Genomic DNA, 21,490 nt, shown 5'->3' with positions numbered 1-21,490 from the left:
GTTACAGATCCAGCACCAGCGGCTGGGCACTTTGTGCCGGTACCGCGCAGCAAATCAGCACCTGCCCCTCCTCCGGCACGTCCGCCGGAGGCTGTGGATAATTCACCGCGCCGCTGATCAGCCGTGTCTTGCAGGTGCCGCACGAACCACCGCGGCAACTGAATTCCGGACGCAGACCGCGGCTTTCCGCCAGCTCCAGCAAACTGCCGCCGTCAGGCTGCCAGCGCGCTTCCTTGGCCGAACGCTCGAACACCACCGGCACCGACTTGGTCGCGGCGGGCAATTGCTCGATCACGATCGCATCCGGATCGGCTTGGCGCTTGAGGGTCGAAGGGCCGAAGGTTTCGGCGTGGATCTGCCCGTCCCGCACATCCAGTTCACGCAAAGTGTCGTAGATCCCCTGGGTAAAACCGCCGGGACCACAGAGCACAAAGTCGACCTGATCAAAGTCCTCGTCGGTCAGCAGATTGCGCAATAGATCGCCATCGATACGGCCACGAATATCGAAATCCTCGCCTTGCACCAGATCGTCCTCTGGCTGGCTGAGCACTCGCAACACCTTCACGGCGTCACCGGCGTCTTCCAGCAAGCGATCCAGCTCCGCGCGAAACGGCTGGTCGGCGAGGCTGCGGGAGCTCTGAACAAACAGGGTCGGACGAATCCGCCGAGTCCGCAGGCCCTGATACACCACCTCACGCAGCATCGACAGCAACGGCGTGATGCCGACTCCGGCGGCGAGCAACACCAATGGACGGCGTTCCAACCCCGCGACGGTGAAATGTCCTTGAGGCAAGCGCGCCTCCAGTACATCGCCCACGCGAATCTGCTCGTGCAGGTGCGTCGACACACGACCTTCACGTTTGACGCTGATCCGAAAGAAATCGTCTGACGGCGCGCCCGACAGGCTGTAGGTGCGGATGTGCACCTCGCCATCGAGGTTGAACCGCAGCGGCAGGTGTTGCCCTGCCAGAAACACCGGCAGACCCGCGCCGTCGTCCGGCTCCAGATAGATCGAGCGGATGTGGCGGCTTTCCATTTCGATCCTGGACACCCGCAATGGCCGCCAGCTGTCACCCAATGCCTTGGCCTGCAACCGTGCATCGGCCTGGGCCCAGTTACCGGTCAGCAGACTGGTTGGCGACATACCCTCGAAGCGCCAACGCAGAGCCAGGGCCGCCGGACGTCGAACCAGCTTTTCCACTTCAAATGTCCACAACCGCTCGGCGCCCTGGAAGGCTTCGATCTGCGGCCCTTCGAGAATCACCTCGGTACGACCGCTGAGCTGCAACACATCGCCTGTGGAAAAGTCGATAAACAGCAAGCCGGCCAAGGGATTCAGCAGCAGATTGCCGAGGGTGTTGAAGTGCAGATTGCCGGCAAAATCCGGGATCGTCAGGCGATTGCCTTCGATCCGCACAAAACCCGGCTGGCCGCCACGGTGAGAAACATCCACCGAACGCTCACCGTCGACATCAACGTAACTGGCGACAAAGAAGGTGTCGGCGCTTTCAATCAGCGCAATGGCGGCGTCATCGAGGCTGTCACGGTGTTCGGCCTTGCGAGTCTGCGGATCCGTCAGTGGCACCCGCTGAAACTGGCGCAATTGGATGTACTGCGGACAGTTGCCGAACGACTGATCTACCGTCAGCGCAAAACCGTCCGCCCCGAAGCTGCCAATATGACCATTGAGCCGATTGCGCCGGCGGGTGTGCAGCTCGATGCCGAGCAATCCGATCGCGGCGCCGGCCTGCAACTGCGCCGGATCATCGGCAGCCGGCAGACTGGCGAACTGCAGTTGCGTCGGCTCCGGAGAGTGAGCAAAGCCCGGCTCCCCCTCCAGCACACTGGCCCAGGGACGACCTTCGGCATCCACCGCGCCGTACAGCATGAAGGGCAATTGCTGATAGAACTGGCGGTGCTGATCCGGCATCCAGGTGCGAATCACCTTACGACCGAATTCCTCCATGCGTTCGGCAACGCCGACATGGGCCTGCAATTGTTGCTCGCCAGCGTGCCACGGTGAACGTTCCATCTCGGCCTCTCCCCTGCACCCTCGGCGCAGTGTGGATGATCAATGTCAGGCGGTGGTTTGCAGGCCGGCGACAGTGCGCGGCATGCCGACAAAACCGGGCAGCGCTTCGATGCGCGAGAGCCAGGCGCGAACGTTAGCGTAGTCGTCCAGCGACACATTGCCTTCCGGCGCATGGGCGATGTAACTGTAGGCCGAGACATCGGCAATGGTCGGCTCGCTACCCACCAGGTACGGGGTTTTGCCCAGTTCCTGATCCATCACCTTGAGAAAGTTATGCGCACGGGTGATCACTTCCTCGGCGTTGAACTTCGCTCCGAATACCGTGATCAGGCGGGCGGCGGCGGGACCGAAAGCAATTGGCCCGGCGGCTGCGGACAACCAGCGCTGTACGTGCGCGGCGCCGACCGGATCGCTTGGCAGCCAGCGACCATTGCCGTATTTCTGTGCCAGGTAGACGAGGATCGCGTTGGAGTCGGCCAGCACCACACCGTTGTCATCAATGGCCGGTACTTGCCCGAAGCTGTTGATCGCCAGGTAGCCGGGCTGTTTGTGCTCGCCTTTGGCCAGATCGACAAAGATCAGCTCTGTCGGCAATTGCAGCAGGGACAACATCAGCTCGACGCGATGGGCGTGGCCGGAACGCGGGAAGTTGTAGAGTTTGATCGCTTGCATGGTCGACTCCGTTGAATGATGGCGCCGTTCAGGGTGGACGGCGGCCGTGGGAGCCATCTTCCACCTATCGTGAAAACAACAGAATCACCAGCAAACGCAATCCATTATTTCTCTGGATGAAATAAAGCGGCATTTTTCAAGGCGGGATGCTCACGCAATGCGTTCACCATGAAGTCGACAAAACTGCGCACCCTCGCCGGCGCCTTGCGCCCGCCCTGATACACCACATGGATCGGCAGCGCAGGCAATTCAAACTCGGCGAGGACGATTTCCAGTTCGCCGGAAGCCACCTTGCTGGCCACCTGATAAGACAGCACCCGGGTCAGCCCCAGGCCCAGCGACGCTGCCGTGATCGCAGCCTGATTGGCGGTGACCACCAGACGCGGCTCCGGTCTTACGCCAATGAGTTCACCGTTTTCCATGAATGGCCAGCTGCGCTGCTGGCCGATGGCCGACGTCGCCACCACCGGCGCCCCTGCCAGGGCCTGTGGATGGGTCGGCCGGCCGTGAATCGCAAAGTACGCCGGTGAGCCACAAATCACCCGCCGCACCTCACCGACCCGGATCGCATGCTGATTGCTGTCCGGTAGCTCGCCGATACGTATCGCGACGTCGACCCCCTCCTCGACCATGCTCACCACCCGGTCGAGCAACAGGGCGTTGATGGAAACGTCCGGGTATTGCGTCAGATAACGCGCCATCACCGGTGTGACAAACAACTCGCCGAACAAAACGGGCGCCGTCACCGTCAACTGCCCACGGGGCTGGGTATGACTGCCGGCAGCGGAATCCTCCGCTTCCTGCACCTCGGCGAGAATTCTCCGACAGTCTTCCAGGTAACGCAGACCCGCTTCGCTCAGATGCACGCTGCGGGTGGTACGAATCAGCAACTGCGTACCGATCCGCTGCTCCAGCGCCGCCACCGCCCGGGTCACGCTGGCTGCCGACAGACCCAAGCGCCGCGCAGCAGCAGAAAAACCCTGCTCCTGGGCGACGATGGCGAAAACCTGCATTTCCTGGAAGCGATCCATGGTGTCCTCGATCCGGATAAAAAAATCGCAGCCGAAGCTGCGATTTTATTGGGTGATCCACTGTGGATAACTTATTCCACCGTCACCGACTTCGCCAGGTTACGCGGCTGATCCACGTCAGTTCCCTTGAGCACCGCGACGTAATACGACAGCAGTTGCAGCGGAATGGTATAGAGGATCGGCGACAGAATGTCGTGGATGTGCGGCATCTGCACCACATGTGTGCCTTCGCCGTTGGTCATCCCGGCCTTCTCGTCGGCGAACACGATCAGTTCGCCGCCGCGGGCGCGGACTTCCTGCAGGTTGGATTTGAGTTTCTCCAGCAGCTCGTTGTTAGGCGCGACGGTCACCACCGGCATGTCGTTATCCACAAGCGCCAGCGGACCGTGCTTCAATTCGCCGGCCGGGTAGGCTTCGGCGTGAATGTAAGAGATTTCCTTGAGCTTCAAGGCCCCTTCCATCGCGACCGGGAATTGCGCGCCACGGCCCAGGAACAGCGTGTGGTTCTTCTCGGCAAACAACTCTGCGATCTTTTCCACCGTGCTGTCCATCGCCAGCGCTTCGCCCAGACGGGTTGGCAGACGACGCAGTTCTTCGACCAGCGAGGCTTCAACGCCTTTGCCCAATGTGCCGCGCACTTGGCCCAGAGACAGGGTCAGCAACAGCAGACCAACCAGTTGCGTGGTGAACGCCTTGGTCGAGGCCACACCGATTTCGCGACCGGCCTGGGTCAGCAGAGTCAGGTCGGACTCGCGCACCAGCGAGCTGATGCCGACGTTGCAGATCGCCAGGCTTCCCAGGAAACCCAGTTCCTTGGCGTTGCGCAGGGCGGCCAGGGTGTCGGCGGTTTCGCCGGACTGGGAGATGGTGACGAACAGAGTGTCGGGCTGCACCACCACCTTGCGGTAGCGGAACTCGCTGGCGACCTCGACCTGACAAGGAATGCCGGCCAGCTCTTCGAGCCAGTAACGGGCAACCATCCCGGCGTGATAACTGGTGCCGCACGCCACGATCTGCACGTTGCGCACTTTGGCGAACAGTTCAGCGGCTTGTGGGCCAAACGCCTGAACGAGCACCTGATCCGAACTCAATCGACCTTCCAGGGTGCGCTGCACCACGGATGGCTGCTCGTGGATTTCCTTGAGCATGTAGTGACGGAACTCGCCTTTGTCGGCGGCTTCGGCGCCATCGGTGTACTGGACGGTCTGGCGCTCGACGGCTTTACCGGTCACGTCCCAGATCTGTACCTTGTCACGCTGGATCTCGGCGATATCGCCCTCTTCCAGGTACATGAAACGGTCGGTGACCTGACGCAGGGCCAGTTGGTCGGAAGCGAGGAAGTTCTCGCCCAGCCCCAGACCGATGACCAATGGGCTGCCGCTGCGGGCAGCAACCAGTCGATCCGGCTGCTGAGCGTGGATGACCGCCAGACCGTAAGCGCCATGCAGCTCCTTGACCGCAGCCTTGAGGGCGTCGGTCAGGTCCGGCAGCGTCTTGAGTTTCTCAGTCAGCAGGTGGGCGATGACTTCAGTGTCGGTATCGGAACTGAACACATAGCCTTGCGCCTTGAGTTGTTCACGCAGCGCCTCATGGTTTTCGATGATGCCGTTGTGCACGACAGCGATGTCACCGGAGAAATGCGGGTGGGCATTGCGTTCGCTCGGTGCACCGTGGGTCGCCCAGCGGGTGTGGGCAATACCGAGACGGCCGACCAGCGGATGTTCGGCCAGAGCGGCGTCGAGTTCGCTGACCTTGCCCACACGACGGGTGCGCTCGAGGGTTGCGTCATTGGTAAAGACAGCCACGCCTGCGCTGTCATAGCCCCGGTACTCCAGACGCTTGAGGCCTTCGACCAGAATGGCGGTGATATTACGTTCAGCAACGGCGCCGACAATTCCACACATGCTTATTTCTCCTGACTGACAGTCGCGCAAATCAAGTTGATACCGCGAGCCTGAATCTGATCCCGTGCGTCTGAAGGCAGGCGATCATCGGTAATTAGGGTATGGACGCTGCTCCATGGCAGCTCCAGGTTGGGAATCTTGCGGCCGATCTTGTCGGCCTCGACCATCACGATCACTTCCCGCGCCACTTCCGCCATCACCCGGCTGAGGCCGAGCAATTCATTGAACGTGGTGGTACCGCGCACCAGGTCGATGCCATCGGCACCGATAAACAACTGGTCGAAGTCGTAAGAGCGTAGTACCTGCTCCGCGACCTGGCCCTGAAAGGACTCCGAGTGCGGATCCCAGGTGCCGCCGGTCATCAACAGCACAGGCTCGTGTTCGAGTTCGCTCAGGGCGTTGGCCACATGCAGGGAGTTGGTCATCACCACCAGACCCGGCTGCTGGCCGAGTTCGGGAATCATCGCGGCGGTGGTGCTGCCGCTGTCGATGATGATGCGCGCATGCTCGCGGATGCGTGTAACCGCAGCCCGGGCGATCGCCTGTTTGTATTTGGAAACACTGAGGCTGGCGTCCGCCACCAGCTCATGCGGCATGGTGATGGCTCCACCGTAGCGACGCAGCAGCAGGCCATGACTTTCCAGCGCGGCGAGATCCTTGCGAATCGTAACTTCCGAAGTTTCGAAGCGCTTCGCGAGTTCGTCGACACTCACTTCGCCCTGTTCATTGAGCAAGGCAAGAATGTTGTGACGGCGCTGAGGTGTATTGCGTTTCGACATGGTGGATTAAGTTTCGATTCGAAAGATAACGGAAGCAATCAAAACCTATCAGTTGCAAGTCGTCAAGCCGACGCCCATAAAAAAAGACCGCCGGCGGCGGTCTTTTCAGATTCAAGCGTTGTGGATAACTCAGTTCTTTTTGATTTTCTCAGGCCGCTTCCAGCCATCGATATTTCTCTGCCGCGCCCGGCCAACCGCCAATTGCGCGTTATCCACATTCTGGGTGATGGTCGAACCGGCCGCAGTGGTTGCACCGGCGGAGATATCCACAGGCGCCACCAGCGAGTTGTTGGAACCGATGAACACATCCTCACCCAATACGGTTTTCCACTTGTTGGCACCGTCGTAGTTGCAGGTGATGGTGCCGGCGCCGATGTTGGTGCGCGCACCAATCTCGGCGTCGCCCAGATAAGTCAGGTGCCCGGCCTTGGCGCCTTCACCCATGCGGGCGTTTTTCAGCTCGACGAAGTTACCCACATGGGCGCGGGCCTCCAGCACGGTGCCCGGTCGCAGACGGGCAAACGGGCCGGCATCGCTGCCTTCGCCCAACACCGCGCCTTCGATATGGCTGTTGGCCTTGACCACCACGCCCTTACGCAGAGTGCTGTCCTTGATCACGCAGTTCGGGCCGATGACCACGTCATCCTCGATGACGACCTTGCCTTCGAGAATCACGTTGATGTCGATCAGCACGTCGCGACCCACGATCACTTCGCCACGCACATCAAACCGGGCCGGATCGCGCAGAGTGACACCCTGGGCCATCAGACGGCGACCGGCGCGCAACTGATAGTGACGCTCCAGTTCGGAGAGTTGTTTGCGATCATTGGCGCCCTGCACTTCCATCGGGTCGTGCGGTTGTTCAGTGGCGACGGTCAGGCCATCGCTGACTGCCATCTCGATCACATCGGTCAGGTAGTACTCGCCCTGAGCGTTGTTGTTCGACAGGCGACTCATCCAGTCCGCCAGACGATTTGCCGGCACAGCGAGAATGCCGGTATTGCCTTCGGTAATCGCCCGCTGTGCTTCGCTGGCGTCCTTGTGCTCAACGATCGCGGTAACCTTGCCGTCGGCGTCGCGCACGATGCGGCCATAACCGGTCGGGTCAGCCAGTTCGACGGTGAGCAAACCCATCTGCCCGGGCACAACGTGCTTGAGCAGGCGCTGCAGGGTTTCGACTTCGATCAACGGCACATCACCGTAGAGAATCAGTACGGTATCGGCAGTGATGAACGGAACAGCCTGAGCCGTGGCGTGACCAGTGCCCAGTTGCTTGTCCTGCAGCACGAAATTCAGGTCATCGCCGGCCAGACGTTCGCGTACCACGTCGGCGCCGTGGCCAATCACCACATGAATCCGTTGTGGATCAAGTTGACGAGCGCTGTGGATAACATGCCCAAGCATGGAGTCGCCGGCAATCGGGTGCAGCACTTTTGGCAGCGCGGAACGCATGCGAGTGCCTTGGCCGGCCGCGAGGATAACGATTTCAAGAGACATGACTGGCTACCAATCCTGGGTGGTCATCAACTGCGACCGGGGGTTTTGAAAGTCGGAAAAGAAAAAAGGGTAGCCGAGGCTACCCTTTTTTATCAATCGCACAACAAGTGGCTGACGGATTAACCGCCAAACTTCTTGCGGATCTGCTGGACGGTGCGCAGCTGAGCTGCAGCCTCGGCCAGACGTGCGGATGCAGCTCCGTAGTCGAAATCTGCGCTCTTCTCATGCAGAGCAGCTTCGGCAGCCTTGAGAGCTGCTTGAGCCTGAGCTTCATCCAGGTCGGCGGCACGTTGCACGGTATCGGCAAGCACCTTGACCATGTTCGGCTGAACCTCGAGGAAACCACCGGAGATGTAGAACACCTCGGCTTCCCCGCCTTGCTTGATCAGGCGGATCGGACCTGGCTTCAGATTAGTGATCAGCGGCGCGTGGCCCAGAGCGATACCAAGATCACCCAGAGCACCGTGCGCAATCACCATCTCGACCAGGCCGGAAAAGATCTCTCCTTCCGCGCTGACGATGTCGCAATGGACTGTCATAGCCATCTGATTGCCTCAACCTAAATTAGCGCCCGTTGCCGGGCGCCTGGATTACAGTTTCTTGGCTTTCTCGATCGCTTCTTCGATGCCGCCGACCATGTAGAACGCTTGTTCTGGCAGGTGGTCGTAGTCACCGTTGAGGATGCCTTTGAAGCCAGCAATGGTGTCTTTCAGGGAAACGTATTTACCCGAAGCACCGGTGAAGACTTCAGCCACGAAGAACGGCTGCGACAAGAAGCGCTGGATCTTACGAGCACGGGCTACCAACTGCTTGTCGGTTTCCGACAGCTCGTCCATACCCAGGATCGCGATGATGTCCTTCAGCTCTTTGTAACGCTGCAGCACGTACTGAACGCCACGAGCGGTCTCGTAGTGCTCGTTGCCGATCACGTTCGGGTCCAGCTGACGCGAAGTCGAGTCCAGTGGGTCTACCGCCGGGTAGATACCCAGGGAAGCGATGTCACGGGACAGAACGACGGTGGCGTCCAGGTGAGCAAACGTGGTTGCTGGCGACGGGTCGGTCAAGTCGTCCGCAGGTACGTATACGGCCTGGATCGAAGTAATCGAACCTTGCTTGGTCGAAGTGATGCGCTCTTGCAGCACGCCCATCTCTTCAGCCAGGGTCGGCTGGTAACCTACTGCCGAAGGCATACGGCCCAGCAGTGCGGATACTTCGGTACCGGCCAGGGTGTAACGGTAGATGTTGTCGACGAACAGCAGAACGTCGTTACCTTCGTCACGGAACTTCTCGGCCATGGTCAGACCGGTCAGCGCTACACGCAGACGGTTTCCCGGTGGCTCGTTCATCTGACCGTAGACCAGGGCAACCTTGTCGAGAACGTTGGAGTCCTTCATCTCGTGGTAGAAGTCGTTACCCTCACGAGTACGCTCACCCACACCGGCGAACACGGAATAACCGCTGTGCTCGATGGCGATGTTGCGGATCAGTTCCATCATGTTTACGGTCTTGCCTACACCGGCACCACCGAACAGACCGACTTTACCGCCCTTGGCGAACGGGCAGACCAGGTCGATAACCTTGATACCGGTTTCGAGCAGGTCGTTGCCACCTGCCTGTTCAGCGAAGGAAGGAGCGGCGCGGTGGATACCCCAGCGCTCTTCTTCGCCGATCGGGCCGGCTTCGTCGATCGGGTTGCCCAGTACGTCCATGATCCGGCCCAGGGTCGCTTTACCGACCGGTACGGAGATGGCTGCGCCAGTGTTGTTGACGTCCAGACCGCGCTTCAAGCCTTCGGTGGAGCCCATCGCAATGGTACGAACCACGCCGTCGCCCAGCTGCTGCTGAACTTCCAGAGTGGTTTCGGCGCCTTGAACCTTCAAGGCGTCGTAGATGCTCGGTACGCTGTCGCGTGGAAATTCCACGTCGATAACGGCGCCGATGATTTGAACGATACGTCCGCTACTCATAGCTGGATCCTCTGAATATTTGAACCGTTAAACCGCGGCAGCGCCGCCGACGATTTCCGAGATCTCTTGGGTGATCGCAGCCTGACGCGCCTTGTTGTAGATCAGCTGCAAATCGCTGATCAAATCACCGGCGTTGTCGGTAGCGTTCTTCATCGCGATCATCCGCGCAGCCTGTTCAGCCGCGTTGTTCTCGACCACCGCCTGGTACACCTGCGACTCCACGTAACGCACCATCAAGCCGTCAAGCAGCTCTTTGGCGTCTGGTTCGTAGAGATAGTCCCAGTGGTGCTTGAGTTCTTGATCCGGGGTCGCCACCAGTGGAATCAACTGCTCCACGGTAGGCTGTTGCGTCATGGTGTTGATGAACTTGTTGGATACCACGGACAGGCGGTCGATACGGCCGTCCAGATAAGCATCCAGCATCACCTTGACGCTGCCGATCAGATCGTTGATCGACGGTTCTTCACCCAGGTGGCTGATAGCTGCAACGACGTTACCGCCGAAGTTGCGGAAAAAGGCCGCACCCTTGCTACCAACGACACACAGATCAATCTCGACGCCGTTTTCGCGGTTTACCGCCATGTCCTTGACCAGGGCCTTGAACAGGTTGGTGTTCAAGCCGCCGCACAGACCACGGTCACTGCTCACCACGACATAGCCGACGCGCTTGACGGCGCGGTCGATCATGAACGGATGGCGGTATTCCGGGTTGGCGTTGGCCAGATGCCCAATTACCTGGCGGATACGCTCCGCATAAGGGCGGCTAGCAGCCATGCGCATTTGTGCCTTGCGCATTTTGCTGACCGCCACTTTTTCCATGGCGCTGGTAATTTTTTGCGTGCTTTTGATGCTCGCAATCTTACTGCGAATCTCTTTTGCGCCTGCCATGTAACACCTATCAGGTTAGCAAGCGGGAGCCTTGCGGCTCCCGCTGCGGCTTACCAGGTTTGGGTGGCCTTGAACTTCTCGATACCAGCCTTCAGGCCAGCGTCGATTTCGTCATTGAAGTCACCTTTAACGTTGATCTTGGCCATCAAATCGGCGTGATCGCGGTTGAAGTAAGCAATCAGCGCTTGCTCGAAGCTGCCGACTTTGGCGATTTCAATGTCAGTCAGGAACCCACGCTCAGCGGCATACAGCGACAGCGACATGTCGGCGATCGACATTGGCGCGTATTGCTTCTGCTTCATCAGCTCGGTAACGCGCTGACCATGCTCAAGTTGCTTGCGGGTCGCTTCGTCCAGGTCAGAAGCGAACTGGGCGAATGCCGCCAGTTCACGGTACTGAGCCAGAGCGGTACGGATACCACCGGACAGCTTCTTGATGATCTTGGTCTGAGCGGCACCACCCACACGGGATACCGAAACACCGGCGTTCACTGCAGGACGGATGCCCGAGTTGAACATGGCCGATTCCAGGAAGATCTGACCGTCGGTGATGGAAATCACGTTGGTCGGAACGAACGCGGAAACGTCGCCAGCCTGGGTTTCGATGATCGGCAGTGCGGTCAGGGAACCGGTTTTGCCGGTGACTGCGCCGTTGGTGAACTTCTCTACGTACTCTTCCGAAACGCGGGATGCGCGCTCCAGCAGACGGGAGTGGAGATAGAACACGTCGCCTGGGTAGGCTTCACGTCCTGGTGGACGGCGCAGCAGCAGGGAAATCTGGCGGTAAGCCACTGCTTGCTTGGACAGATCGTCATAAACGATCAGCGCGTCTTCACCGCGGTCGCGGAAGAATTCACCCATGGTGCAACCGGAGTACGGAGCCAGGAATTGCAGTGCTGCAGATTCCGAAGCGCTCGCTGCAACGATGATGGTGTTGGCCAGTGCACCGTTTTCTTCCAGCTTGCGAACCACGTTGGCGATGGTCGATTGCTTCTGACCGATTGCCACGTAGACGCAGAAAATGCCGCTGTCTTTCTGGTTGATGATCGCGTCGATCGCCAGAGCGGTTTTACCGATCTGACGGTCACCGATGATCAGCTCACGCTGGCCACGGCCGACAGGGATCATGGCATCGACAGCCTTGTAGCCAGTCTGTACAGGCTGGTCTACCGACTTACGCCAGATCACGCCCGGAGCAACTTTCTCGACCGCGTCGGTCTCGGTGTTGCCCAGTGGACCTTTGCCGTCAACAGGGTTACCCAGTGCGTCGACAACGCGACCCAGCAGTTCCTTACCAACCGGAACTTCGAGGATGCGGCCGGTGCACTTGGCGCTCATGCCTTCAGCCAGAGTCGTGTATGCGCCCAGTACAACGGCACCTACGGAGTCTTGCTCCAGGTTGAGGGCCATACCGTAGACGCCGCCCGGAAACTCGATCATCTCGCCGTACATGACGTCGGCCAGACCGTGAATCCGCACGATACCGTCAGATACGCTGACGACAGTGCCTTCGTTACGGGCTTGGGAGGTCACATCGAGCTTTTCGATGCGGCCCTTGATAATTTCACTTATTTCGGAAGGATTGAGTTGCTGCATTGCTCTGCTGCCCCTTCAAACTCAAGATTTCAATGCTTCGGCAAGTTTCGCGATTTTGCCGCGAATCGAGCCATCGATAACCAGGTCGCCGGCGCGGATGACGACACCCCCTATAAGGGAAGCATCCTCCGCAACTTGCAGGCGCACTACCCGGCTGAGTCGTGCACTGAGAACCTTGGCGAGTTTGTCTTGCTGTTCTTGGTTCAATGCAAAAGCACTGGTCACTTCAACGTCTACCGATTTCTCTTGTTCGGCCTTGTACAGGTCGAAAAGAGCGGCAATCTCCGGCAGAAGCGGGAGACGGTCGTTCTCGGCAACGACATTGATGAAGTTCTGTGCCTTGGCATCAAACTTGTCGCCGCACACGTCAATGAACGTGGCGGCCTTTTCTGCGCTCGTCAGTCGCGGGGCCTTGAGCACGCGCTGCATGGTGTCGTCTTGCGACACCGCTGCTGCCAGGCCGAGCATGGCTGACCAATTGGCCAGTTGCTGGTGGGCCTGAGCGTGCTCGAAGGCCGCCTTAGCGTAAGGTCGGGCCAACGTGGTCAGTTCTGCCATGATCGCCCTCGCTTAGATTTCAGCAGCCAGTTGGTTAACCAGCTCTGCGTGCGCGTTTTGATCGATTGTGGCACCCAGGATCTTCTCGGCGCCGCCGACAGCCAGCAAGCCCACTTGGGCGCGCAGCTTGTCTTTGACACTGTTCAGTTCCTGTTCGATCTCGGCTTGAGCCTGAACCTTCACACGGTCAGCGTCGACGCGGGCCTTTTCAACGGCCTCTTCGACAATCTGGTTACCGCGTTTCTTGGCTTGCTCGATGATTTCAGCTGCCTGAGCTTTCGCTTCGCGCAGTTGCTGACCCGCTTTTTCTTGGGCCAACTCCAGGTCGCGAGCTGCACGGCTGGCAGCGTCCAGACCATCAGCGATCTTCTTTTGACGTTCGTGCAGAGCTGCGATGACCGGAGGCCATACGAACTTCATGCAGAACAGTACAAAAATCAGGAACGCAACGGACTGGCCAATCAGGGTCGCATTAATGTTCACGCCAACACCTCGCAGTTACGTTGTCCATCACACTAAATCACTCGGAAAATCCGAATGATTAGCCAGCGATCTGACCAACGAACGGGTTCGCAAAGGTGAAGAACAGAGCGATACCAACACCGATCATGGTTACGGCGTCGAGCAGACCGGCAACGATGAACATTTTAACTTGCAGCATTGGAACCATTTCTGGCTGACGCGCTGCGCCTTCCAGGAACTTGCCGCCCAGCAGGCCGAAACCAATTGCGGTACCCAGTGCGCCCAGGCCGATCAACAGTGCAACAGCGATAGCGGTTAGACCAACTACAGTTTCCATCTTTCCTCCCGACTTTTACGTCGTATGGTTTAGGTTTTTTAGATTAAAGCGGTAAAACAAATCGTTTCATGGTGCCCCGTGAGGAGCCCCTTCCCGTTTGACCGGGAAGGACATCAGACTAGTCGAGACTGGTCTTAATGGTTTTCTTCGTGCGCCATCGACAGGTAGACGATGGTCAGCATCATGAAGATGAACGCCTGCAGGGTGATGATCAGGATGTGGAACACAGCCCACGCCCACTGCAGGACAACGCCCAGGCCGCTCAGCCAGAGCAGGCCGCTGCCGAACATCACAGCGATCAGGATGAACACCAGCTCGCCGGCATACATGTTGCCGAACAGACGCAGAGCGAGAGAGATCGGTTTGGCGATCAGGGTCACGAATTCCAGCAGGAAGTTCACCGGAATCAGCAGGGCCTGAACGAAGATGTTCTTGCTGCCGAACGGATGCAGGGTCAGCTCGCCGATGAAGCCGCCGAGGCCCTTGACCTTGATGCTGTAGAAAATGATCAGTGCGAAAACCGAGAACGCCATGCCCAGGGTCGCGTTCGGGTCAGTAGTCGACACGGCGCGGAACGGGATGTGGTGGTCGCCGGAGATCAGGACGGCCAGCTGAGGAATCCAGTCGACCGGTACCAGGTCGACGGCGTTCATCAGGAACACCCAGACGAAGATGGTCAGTGCCAGCGGTGCGATCACCGGGCTACGGCCATGGAAGCTGTCTTTCACGCTGCCATCGACGAATTCGACCAGGACTTCAACGAAGTTCTGCAGTGCACCCGGCTGACCGGAAGTCGCCTTCTTGGCCGCCATGCGGAAAAGAATGACGAAGATCAGACCCAGCGCGACCGACCAGCCGAGGGTATCGACGTGGAAAGCCCAGAAGCCCATTTCCTTGGCTTCTGCTGCGGTGTGGGCAAAGCCCCAGCCGCCGTTGGGTAGCTGACCGAAGGTCAGGTTCTGCAAGTGGTGCTGGATATAGCCCGAAGCGGTTGTTTCTGCCATGGTTGCCTCAAACGCCCTAAGGTCTCGAAAGTCTTGTTCTCATCAGCAGGGGAGCGAACCAGCTGACCGACTGAGTCAGCACGAACGCGCCGAATACAGCAATCGGCGCCAGTGGCTTCACACCTGCAAACACCAGTGCAAACAGCACTGCCGTCAAAATCAGTTTGCCTGCCTCGCCGGCATAGAAAGACCGGACGATGGACTGGGCTGCTCGGGCGCCGGAAAACCGAAATGCCTTGTGAGCGAAATAAACATTGGGCAGCAAGGCTATCAGGCCTCCGCAAAGTCCCGAGTATCCGGCAACGACTCCGTGCCATTGCCAGAGCGCCAAAGCGGCAATGAGCAAAATGACAAATTGAGCCATCAACACCGGAAAAACCGCCAGGCGATGGAACGGCAGGCGGTTTGGCTTGCGGGTTTCCATCACTATTGCTCTCCAATGGTCGGCTGCCAAAATTCAATAACTTGGCATAATTTGTGCCGACAAAATGCGCGCAGAGTATAGGGGCGGTTCTGCCCCTATTCAACTGTCAGGTAGTGATTTCCGACTGCGCGCTACAAGGGGAATTGTTTCAGCGGATGTGTGCGAGCACACCTTGAAGCTCATCGAGGGAGTTGTAACCAATCACCAACTGGCCTTTGCCCTTCTTGCCGTGGCGGATCTGCACTGCAGAGCCCAGGCGCTCGGCCAGACGCTGTTCGAGCCGGGCGATATCCGGATCGGGTTTGGCAGGCTCGACCGGCTCCGGTTTGCCGCTCAGCCACTGACGAACCAGTGCCTCAGTTTGGCGCACAGTGAGGCCGCGTGCGACAACATGTCGCGCCCCTTCCACCTGCTGATTGTCCGGCAGACCGAGCAATGCACGGGCATGACCCATTTCCAGGTCGCCATGGGACAGCATGGTCTTGATGACTTCCGGCAGCGCAATCAGGCGCAACAGGTTGGCTACCGTGACGCGGGACTTACCCACAGCCTCGGCGACCTGTTGCTGAGTGAGCTGGAATTCCTGCTGCAAGCGCTGCAGGGCCACCGCTTCCTCGATCGGATTCAGGTCTTCGCGCTGGATGTTCTCGATCAGCGCGATGGCGATCGCGGTTTCATCCGGCACGTCGCGAACCATCGCAGGAATGGTTTCCTGCCCGGCTTGCTGACTTGCGCGCCAGCGACGTTCGCCGGCGATGATCTCGAAACGACCACCGCCAATCGGGCGAACCACGATCGGCTGCATCACGCCCTGGGCCTTGATCGACTGCGCCAGCTCTTCCAGCGCCTGCGGATCCATGTCCCGGCGTGGCTGATACTTGCCGCGCTGCAGCAGGTCCAACGGCAGGTGCTGCAACTCACGGCTGTCCGCCTGCGCTGCCTGTTCTTCCAGCGCGCTGACAGTCGGACCGCTCAGCAGTGCATCCAGTCCTCGTCCGAGACCTCGTTTCTTGACGGCCATGGGAATTCCTTAAGTTGGCTGGGCAGCGGCGGTGCGTGAATTTTTGCGCTGACGGCGAACCATCTCGCCCGCCAGGGCCAGATAGGCCAGCGCGCCACGCGATTGCTTGTCGTACGCCAGCGCCGGCATGCCGTAGCTCGGGGCTTCGGCGAGACGGATGTTGCGCGGGATCACCGTGTCGTAAAGCTGATCGCCGAAGTGTTCCTTGAGCTGGGCCGATACATCGTTCATCAGGCTCAGGCGCGGGTCATACATGGTTCGCAGCAGGCCTTCGACTTTCAGGTTCGGGTTCAGCAGTTCGGCGATGCGTTTGATGTTATCCACAAGGTCGCTCAGACCTTCGAGCGCAAAATACTCGCACTGCATGGGGATAATGACCCCGTCGGCGGCAACCAGTGCGTTCAGCGTGAGCATCGACAGCGATGGCGGGCAGTCGATCAGAATGTAATCGTAGTTTTCACGGATCGGCGCCAACGCGCTGCGCAGACGGCTTTCCTTCATCTGCATTTCCAGCAGCACCACTTCGGCCGCCGTCAGGTCGCGGTTGGCCGGTAGCAGTTGATAACCGCCGTGTTCCGAATAGTGCATGGCCTGGGCCAGATCGCATTCACCGATCAGCAGGTCGTAGACCGAATTTTCCAGGCCATGTTTATCCACACCGCTGCCCATGGTGGCGTTGCCCTGTGGATCGAGATCGATCAACAGCACCCGGCGCTTGGTCGCGACCAGGGATGCTGCGAGGTTGATGCAGGTGGTGGTCTTGCCCACACCACCCTTCTGGTTCGCTATCGCGAATACCTTAGCCATTCTTGCTTGTGTTCCCAATCATGCCGTGCGGCGCAGTATCAGCAGATGGCGTTGGCCTTGGCAACCGGGTACGGCCAGGGCGTGTTCGCTATCGAGTTTGAAGTCTGCCGGCAATGCTACCAGCTCATCGGCCGGATGGACGCCCTTCATTGCCAGCCAGCGCGTATCGGCGTCGCCGAGGTGGCGAGTCCAGTTGGTGAAGTTCTCCATGCTGCTGAACGCCCGGGAAATGATCCCGTTGAACGGCTGTGCAGGCAGGAACGCTTCGACGCGACTGTGGATAACTTGCAGGTTATCCAGTTTGAGTTCGAGTTTGACCTGGGTCAGAAAACGGGTTTTCTTGCCGTTGCTGTCCAGGCACGTCACTTGCGTGTCCGGATACAGGATCGCCAGAGGGATCCCCGGCATGCCGCCGCCGCTGCCGACATCCAGCCAGCGACCGTTTTCGATGAACGACATCACGCTGAGGCTATCGAGCAAGTGACGGGACACCATTTCGTCCGGGTCGCGAACGGCGGTCAGGTTGTAGGCCTGGTTCCATTTGATCAACAGGGCCAGATAACCCAGCAGCAATTCGTGCTGGGTTTCAGTGAGATTGACACCGAGCTCGCGGGCTCCTGTGGATAACTCTTCGGCGTGTTGCGAAGTGACCTTAGAACTCAAGCGCTTTGCTCCAACTGACGGCCCGCGCCGCGTTTTTTCAAATGAATCATCAACAGCGAAATTGCTGCCGGGGTCACACCCGGGATCCGCGAAGCCTGGCCCAGCGTCTCGGGACGCGTGGCGCCCAACTTGCTCTGGATCTCCTTGGAAAGACCGGAAATGTTGGTGTAATCGATATCCACAGGCAGTTTCGTGTCTTCACTGGCGCGCAGACGGGCGATTTCGTCCTGTTGGCGATCGATGTAACCGGCGTACTTGGTCTTGATCTCGACCTGTTCGGCGACCTGTGGGTCTTCAGCGCCCTGCCCGGTTACTTCGACCAGACCAGCGTAGTCGATTTCCGGACGGCTCAAGAGATTGAGCAAGTTGTATTCGTGAGTCAGCGGTGTGCCGAATTTCTCGGCAATCGCATCCCCCTGCGGAGTGCCCGGGCGAACCCAGGTACTTTTCAGGCGCTGCTCTTCGAGTTCGATGTTTTCGCGCTTCTTGCAGAAAGCCGCCCAGCGCGCGTCATCGACCAGACCCAGTTCGCGACCTTTTTCGGTCAGACGCAAGTCCGCGTTGTCCTCACGCAGGATGAGGCGGTACTCGGCACGGGAAGTGAACATGCGGTACGGCTCTTGAGTACCGAGGGTGATCAGGTCGTCGACCAATACCCCGATGTACGCTTCATCGCGACGCGGGCACCAGGCTTCTTTGCCTTTCGCACGCAGCGCGGCGTTGGCTCCTGCGAGCAAACCCTGGGCGCCGGCTTCTTCGTAACCGGTGGTGCCGTTGATCTGACCAGCGAAGAACAGACCGCCGATGACTTTGGTTTCCAGGCTGTACTTCAGGTCGCGCGGATCGAAGTAGTCGTACTCGATCGCATACCCCGGACGCACGATGTGCGCGTTTTCCATCCCGCGAATCGATTGCACGATCTGCAATTGCACGTCGAACGGCAGGCTTGTGGATATCCCGTTCGGATACAGCTCATGGGTGGTCAGGCCTTCCGGCTCGATGAACACCTGATGGCTTTCCTTGTCGGCGAAGCGATGAATCTTGTCTTCGATCGACGGGCAATAACGCGGACCGATGCCTTCGATCTCGCCAGCATCGGAATACATCGGCGAACGGTCGAGGTTTGCGGCAATGATTTCGTGGGTACGGGCGTTGGTGTGAGTAATCCAGCAACTGACCTGCCGTGGATGTTGTTCTTTGTTGCCCATGAACGACATCACCGGAATCGGCGTATCACCTGGCTGCTCGGTCATCACCGAGAAATCCACAGACTTGCCGTCGATACGCGGTGGCGTGCCGGTTTTCAGGCGTCCAACGCGCAGCGGCAATTCACGCAGGCGATGCGCAAGGGCGATCGACGGGGGATCACCGGCACGACCGCCGGAAAAATTCTGCAAACCGATGTGGATAAGTCCGCCCAGGAAAGTACCGGTGGTCAACACAACGGAATCGGCGAAGAAACGCAGACCCATTTGCGTGACAACACCGCGTACTTGTTCCTGCTCGACGATCAGGTCGTCAGCGGCTTGTTGAAATATCCACAGGTTCGGCTGGTTTTCCAGAATTTCGCGGACAGCGGCCTTGTAAAGAATACGGTCGGCTTGCGCACGGGTTGCACGTACGGCCGGGCCTTTGCGGCTGTTCAACACGCGAAACTGGATACCGCCCAGATCGGTGGCCATGGCCATCGCGCCGCCGAGGGCGTCGATTTCCTTGACCAGATGGCTTTTGCCAATGCCTCCGATGGCCGGGTTGCAACTCATGGCACCGAGGGTTTCCACGTTGTGCGTCAGCAGAAGGGTTTTTGCACCCATGCGTGCTGAGGCCAGTGCTGCCTCGGTACCGGCATGACCGCCGCCGATGACGATCACTTCAAAACGGGAAGGGAAATCCACCACGCACCTCGTGCCTGCTTAAGTAGGTAATTCAGGAATAGTTTGAGATCAGGTTTCTGGACCTGGTCGGCAAGTATAGGGACTTCGCCCTTCCTAAAGAACCCTTTGCACAAAATTTAACCAGCTGTGGAGAACTCGCGGTTAAAAGAATAAAAAAGAGAGAAATTTATAAAACCTTTGTTTTAAAGCTTATTCTTACTGCCCATGATTTCTGTGGATAGATTTCTACAGGCCTTTATTTTCAATGTGTACAGAGATTCAAAACCCTGTGGCCATGTCGCCATGAGGCCCTTGGATAACCGGTTTAAGCCTGTGGATTAACGCGGTGGTTATCCACAGAGGCAGTTATGTTCAGTTTTCAGGCCCTGTTATCAACTGCCCTCAGCGGCGGTTATTCACAGGGCTTAATTCACAGAAATCTGATGAATGAAGGGATCGCGGACGCAGAAAATCCGCCCAGGATCAGAAAACCTGTCCGGCACTGGGGCAAGGAAATACGAGGAAGAGGGAACAGACAGGTCGCGTATGGACCTGTCTGTGGACAGCGGATGGATTATTTACCGATGCAGAAGCTGGAAAAGATCCGTCCCAGCAGATCATCGGAGCTGAAGGCGCCGGTGATTTCCCCAAGGGACTGCTGGGCCTGACGCAGGTCTTCGGCCAGCAACTCACCCGCTCCCGCCAACGTCAGTTGGGCACGTCCATGTTCCAGGGCATCACTGGCGTGACGCAGGGCTTCCAGGTGCCGGCGGCGTGCGCTGAAGCTGCTTTCCGACGTCTGTTCGTAGCCCATGCAGGCCTTGAGGTGATCACGTAGCAGATCCAGCCCTTCACCGGCGGATTTTGCGCTCAGACTGATCGTTACATGGCCGTCGTCGCTGACTTCCAGAGCAATGGGTTCACCGGTGAGATCAGCCTTGTTGCGAATCAGCGTGACCTTCGCCGGATCCGGCCGGGTTTCAAGGAATTCCGGCCACAGCGCAAACGGATCGGCGGCCTCGGGCGCCATGGCATCGACAACCAGCAGCACTCGATCAGCTTCGCCGATGGCTTTCAATGCTCGTTCAACGCCGATCTTTTCCACATGATCATCGGTGTCGCGCAGACCGGCGGTGTCCACTACGTGCAGCGGCATGCCGTCGATGTGGATATGTTCGCGCAGGATATCCCGAGTCGTGCCGGCAATCTCCGTCACGATGGCGGCTTCTCGTCCGGCCAATGCATTCAGCAGACTGGATTTGCCGGCATTCGGACGACCGGCAATCACCACGGTCATGCCGTCACGTAGCAATGCGCCCTGCCCGGCTTCGCGCAATACGGTGGATAACTCGTTACGAACCTTGTCGAGCATGCTCAGGACATGGCCATCGGCAAGGAAGTCGATCTCTTCTTCCGGGAAGTCGATCGCGGCTTCGACATAAATCCGCAAACCGATCAGCTGTTCGGTGAGGTTATGCACACGTTGGGAAAATGCACCCTGCAACGAACGCAGAGCGTTTCGTGCGGCCTGGGCAGAACTGGCTTCGATCAGGTCGGCAATGGCCTCGGCCTGGGCCAGGTCGAGTTTGTCATTGAGGAATGCTCTTTCGCTGAACTCACCGGGCCGCGCCAGACGGCAACCCAGTTCCAGACAACGCTTGAGCAACATGTCGAGGACGATCGGGCCACCGTGGCCCTGCAGTTCCAGTACGTCTTCGCCAGTGAACGAGTTCGGCCCTGGGAAATACAGCGCCAGACCTTCATCCAGCACCTGTTGATCGTCACTGAAGAACGGGCCGTAGTGGGCAAACCGTGGTTTCAGTTCACGGCCGCTGATGGCTTTGGCTGCAACGCTGGCCAGCGGCCCGGAAATTCGAACGATGCCCACGCCGCCACGGCCCTGGGCGGTAGCGACGGCTGCGATGGTTTCACGAGGTGCGCTCATAAACCGGTATCCAGACAAAAATGGCAGATA

The 21,490-nt window shown here is 58.8% G+C and carries 20 protein-coding genes; all 20 read right to left on the bottom strand.

Annotation, left to right across the window (positions count from 1 at the left end; all coding sequences use genetic code 11):
- Position 1: 1 nt before the first annotated feature.
- Positions 2 to 2,032, bottom strand: a complete 2,031-nt coding sequence (locus CAF79_RS03705) for a pyridoxamine 5'-phosphate oxidase family protein (RefSeq protein ID WP_085696646.1) — start codon at positions 2,030 to 2,032, stop codon at positions 2 to 4.
- 45 nt (positions 2,033 to 2,077) lie between these two features.
- Entirely contained in the window at positions 2,078 to 2,704 is a 627-nt protein-coding gene (locus tag CAF79_RS03700; RefSeq protein ID WP_085696644.1) for a glutathione S-transferase family protein, read from the bottom strand.
- A 104-nt stretch (positions 2,705 to 2,808) separates the two neighbouring features.
- Entirely contained in the window at positions 2,809 to 3,735 is a 927-nt protein-coding gene (locus CAF79_RS03695) for a LysR family transcriptional regulator (RefSeq protein WP_085696643.1), read from the bottom strand.
- 71 nt (positions 3,736 to 3,806) lie between these two features.
- Positions 3,807 to 5,639 (bottom strand): glutamine--fructose-6-phosphate transaminase (isomerizing), encoded by a 1,833-nt coding sequence (gene glmS / locus CAF79_RS03690; protein ID WP_085696641.1) that lies wholly within the window; start codon positions 5,637 to 5,639, stop codon positions 3,807 to 3,809.
- Between the two features lie 2 nt (positions 5,640 to 5,641).
- The gene (locus CAF79_RS03685; RefSeq protein ID WP_085696639.1) at positions 5,642 to 6,418 is read right to left on the bottom strand and encodes a DeoR/GlpR family DNA-binding transcription regulator; all 777 of its coding nucleotides are present in this window, start codon (positions 6,416 to 6,418) and stop codon (positions 5,642 to 5,644) included.
- A gap of 129 nt (positions 6,419 to 6,547) precedes the next feature.
- Entirely contained in the window at positions 6,548 to 7,915 is a 1,368-nt protein-coding gene (gene glmU / locus CAF79_RS03680) for a bifunctional UDP-N-acetylglucosamine diphosphorylase/glucosamine-1-phosphate N-acetyltransferase GlmU (protein WP_085696637.1), read from the bottom strand.
- 119 nt (positions 7,916 to 8,034) lie between these two features.
- Positions 8,035 to 8,460 (bottom strand): F0F1 ATP synthase subunit epsilon, encoded by a 426-nt coding sequence (locus tag CAF79_RS03675; protein ID WP_007954164.1) that lies wholly within the window; start codon positions 8,458 to 8,460, stop codon positions 8,035 to 8,037.
- A gap of 45 nt (positions 8,461 to 8,505) precedes the next feature.
- The gene (gene atpD / locus CAF79_RS03670; RefSeq protein WP_065260117.1) at positions 8,506 to 9,882 is read right to left on the bottom strand and encodes a F0F1 ATP synthase subunit beta; all 1,377 of its coding nucleotides are present in this window, start codon (positions 9,880 to 9,882) and stop codon (positions 8,506 to 8,508) included.
- A 27-nt stretch (positions 9,883 to 9,909) separates the two neighbouring features.
- Complete coding sequence (gene atpG, locus CAF79_RS03665; RefSeq protein WP_040071850.1) at positions 9,910 to 10,770, bottom strand: F0F1 ATP synthase subunit gamma; 861 nt, start codon at positions 10,768 to 10,770, stop codon at positions 9,910 to 9,912.
- 50 nt (positions 10,771 to 10,820) lie between these two features.
- A complete protein-coding gene (atpA, locus tag CAF79_RS03660; RefSeq protein WP_085696635.1) occupies positions 10,821 to 12,365 on the bottom strand; it encodes a F0F1 ATP synthase subunit alpha in 1,545 nt (514 codons plus the stop codon).
- 21 nt (positions 12,366 to 12,386) lie between these two features.
- Complete coding sequence (locus tag CAF79_RS03655; protein WP_085696633.1) at positions 12,387 to 12,923, bottom strand: F0F1 ATP synthase subunit delta; 537 nt, start codon at positions 12,921 to 12,923, stop codon at positions 12,387 to 12,389.
- A gap of 12 nt (positions 12,924 to 12,935) precedes the next feature.
- The gene (locus CAF79_RS03650) at positions 12,936 to 13,406 is read right to left on the bottom strand and encodes a F0F1 ATP synthase subunit B (protein WP_007954149.1); all 471 of its coding nucleotides are present in this window, start codon (positions 13,404 to 13,406) and stop codon (positions 12,936 to 12,938) included.
- 58 nt (positions 13,407 to 13,464) lie between these two features.
- Complete coding sequence (gene atpE, locus CAF79_RS03645) at positions 13,465 to 13,722, bottom strand: F0F1 ATP synthase subunit C (protein WP_003097235.1); 258 nt, start codon at positions 13,720 to 13,722, stop codon at positions 13,465 to 13,467.
- Positions 13,723 to 13,856: 134 nt separating this feature from the next.
- Positions 13,857 to 14,726, bottom strand: coding sequence for a F0F1 ATP synthase subunit A (atpB, locus tag CAF79_RS03640; RefSeq protein WP_085696631.1), 870 nt, complete (start codon positions 14,724 to 14,726; stop codon positions 13,857 to 13,859).
- A gap of 16 nt (positions 14,727 to 14,742) precedes the next feature.
- On the bottom strand, positions 14,743 to 15,150 hold the full coding sequence (locus CAF79_RS03635) for a F0F1 ATP synthase subunit I (protein ID WP_003229783.1): 408 nt from the start codon (positions 15,148 to 15,150) through the stop codon (positions 14,743 to 14,745).
- Positions 15,151 to 15,298: 148 nt separating this feature from the next.
- Entirely contained in the window at positions 15,299 to 16,171 is an 873-nt protein-coding gene (locus tag CAF79_RS03630; protein WP_085686130.1) for a ParB/RepB/Spo0J family partition protein, read from the bottom strand.
- A gap of 9 nt (positions 16,172 to 16,180) precedes the next feature.
- On the bottom strand, positions 16,181 to 16,978 hold the full coding sequence (locus CAF79_RS03625; RefSeq protein ID WP_039764974.1) for a ParA family protein: 798 nt from the start codon (positions 16,976 to 16,978) through the stop codon (positions 16,181 to 16,183).
- A gap of 18 nt (positions 16,979 to 16,996) precedes the next feature.
- Positions 16,997 to 17,641 carry a 16S rRNA (guanine(527)-N(7))-methyltransferase RsmG gene (gene rsmG, locus CAF79_RS03620; RefSeq protein WP_085696630.1) on the bottom strand — a complete coding sequence of 215 codons (645 nt, stop codon included), beginning with the start codon at positions 17,639 to 17,641 and terminating at the stop codon, positions 16,997 to 16,999.
- Complete coding sequence (gene mnmG / locus CAF79_RS03615; RefSeq protein WP_085696628.1) at positions 17,638 to 19,536, bottom strand: tRNA uridine-5-carboxymethylaminomethyl(34) synthesis enzyme MnmG; 1,899 nt, start codon at positions 19,534 to 19,536, stop codon at positions 17,638 to 17,640. Before mnmG ends, rsmG begins: the two co-directional genes overlap by 4 nt.
- A 553-nt stretch (positions 19,537 to 20,089) precedes the next feature.
- Positions 20,090 to 21,460: a tRNA uridine-5-carboxymethylaminomethyl(34) synthesis GTPase MnmE gene (gene mnmE, locus CAF79_RS03605; RefSeq protein WP_085696625.1), complete on the bottom strand. Its 1,371-nt coding sequence runs from the start codon at positions 21,458 to 21,460 to the stop codon at positions 20,090 to 20,092.
- Positions 21,461 to 21,490: the final 30 nt, after the last annotated feature.

Source organism: Pseudomonas sp. B26(2017), assembly GCF_002113045.1.
Lineage (GTDB): Bacteria > Pseudomonadota > Gammaproteobacteria > Pseudomonadales > Pseudomonadaceae > Aquipseudomonas.
The sequence above is the reverse complement of the archived record's forward strand: the minus strand, read 5'-3'. Positions and strand labels throughout refer to the sequence as shown.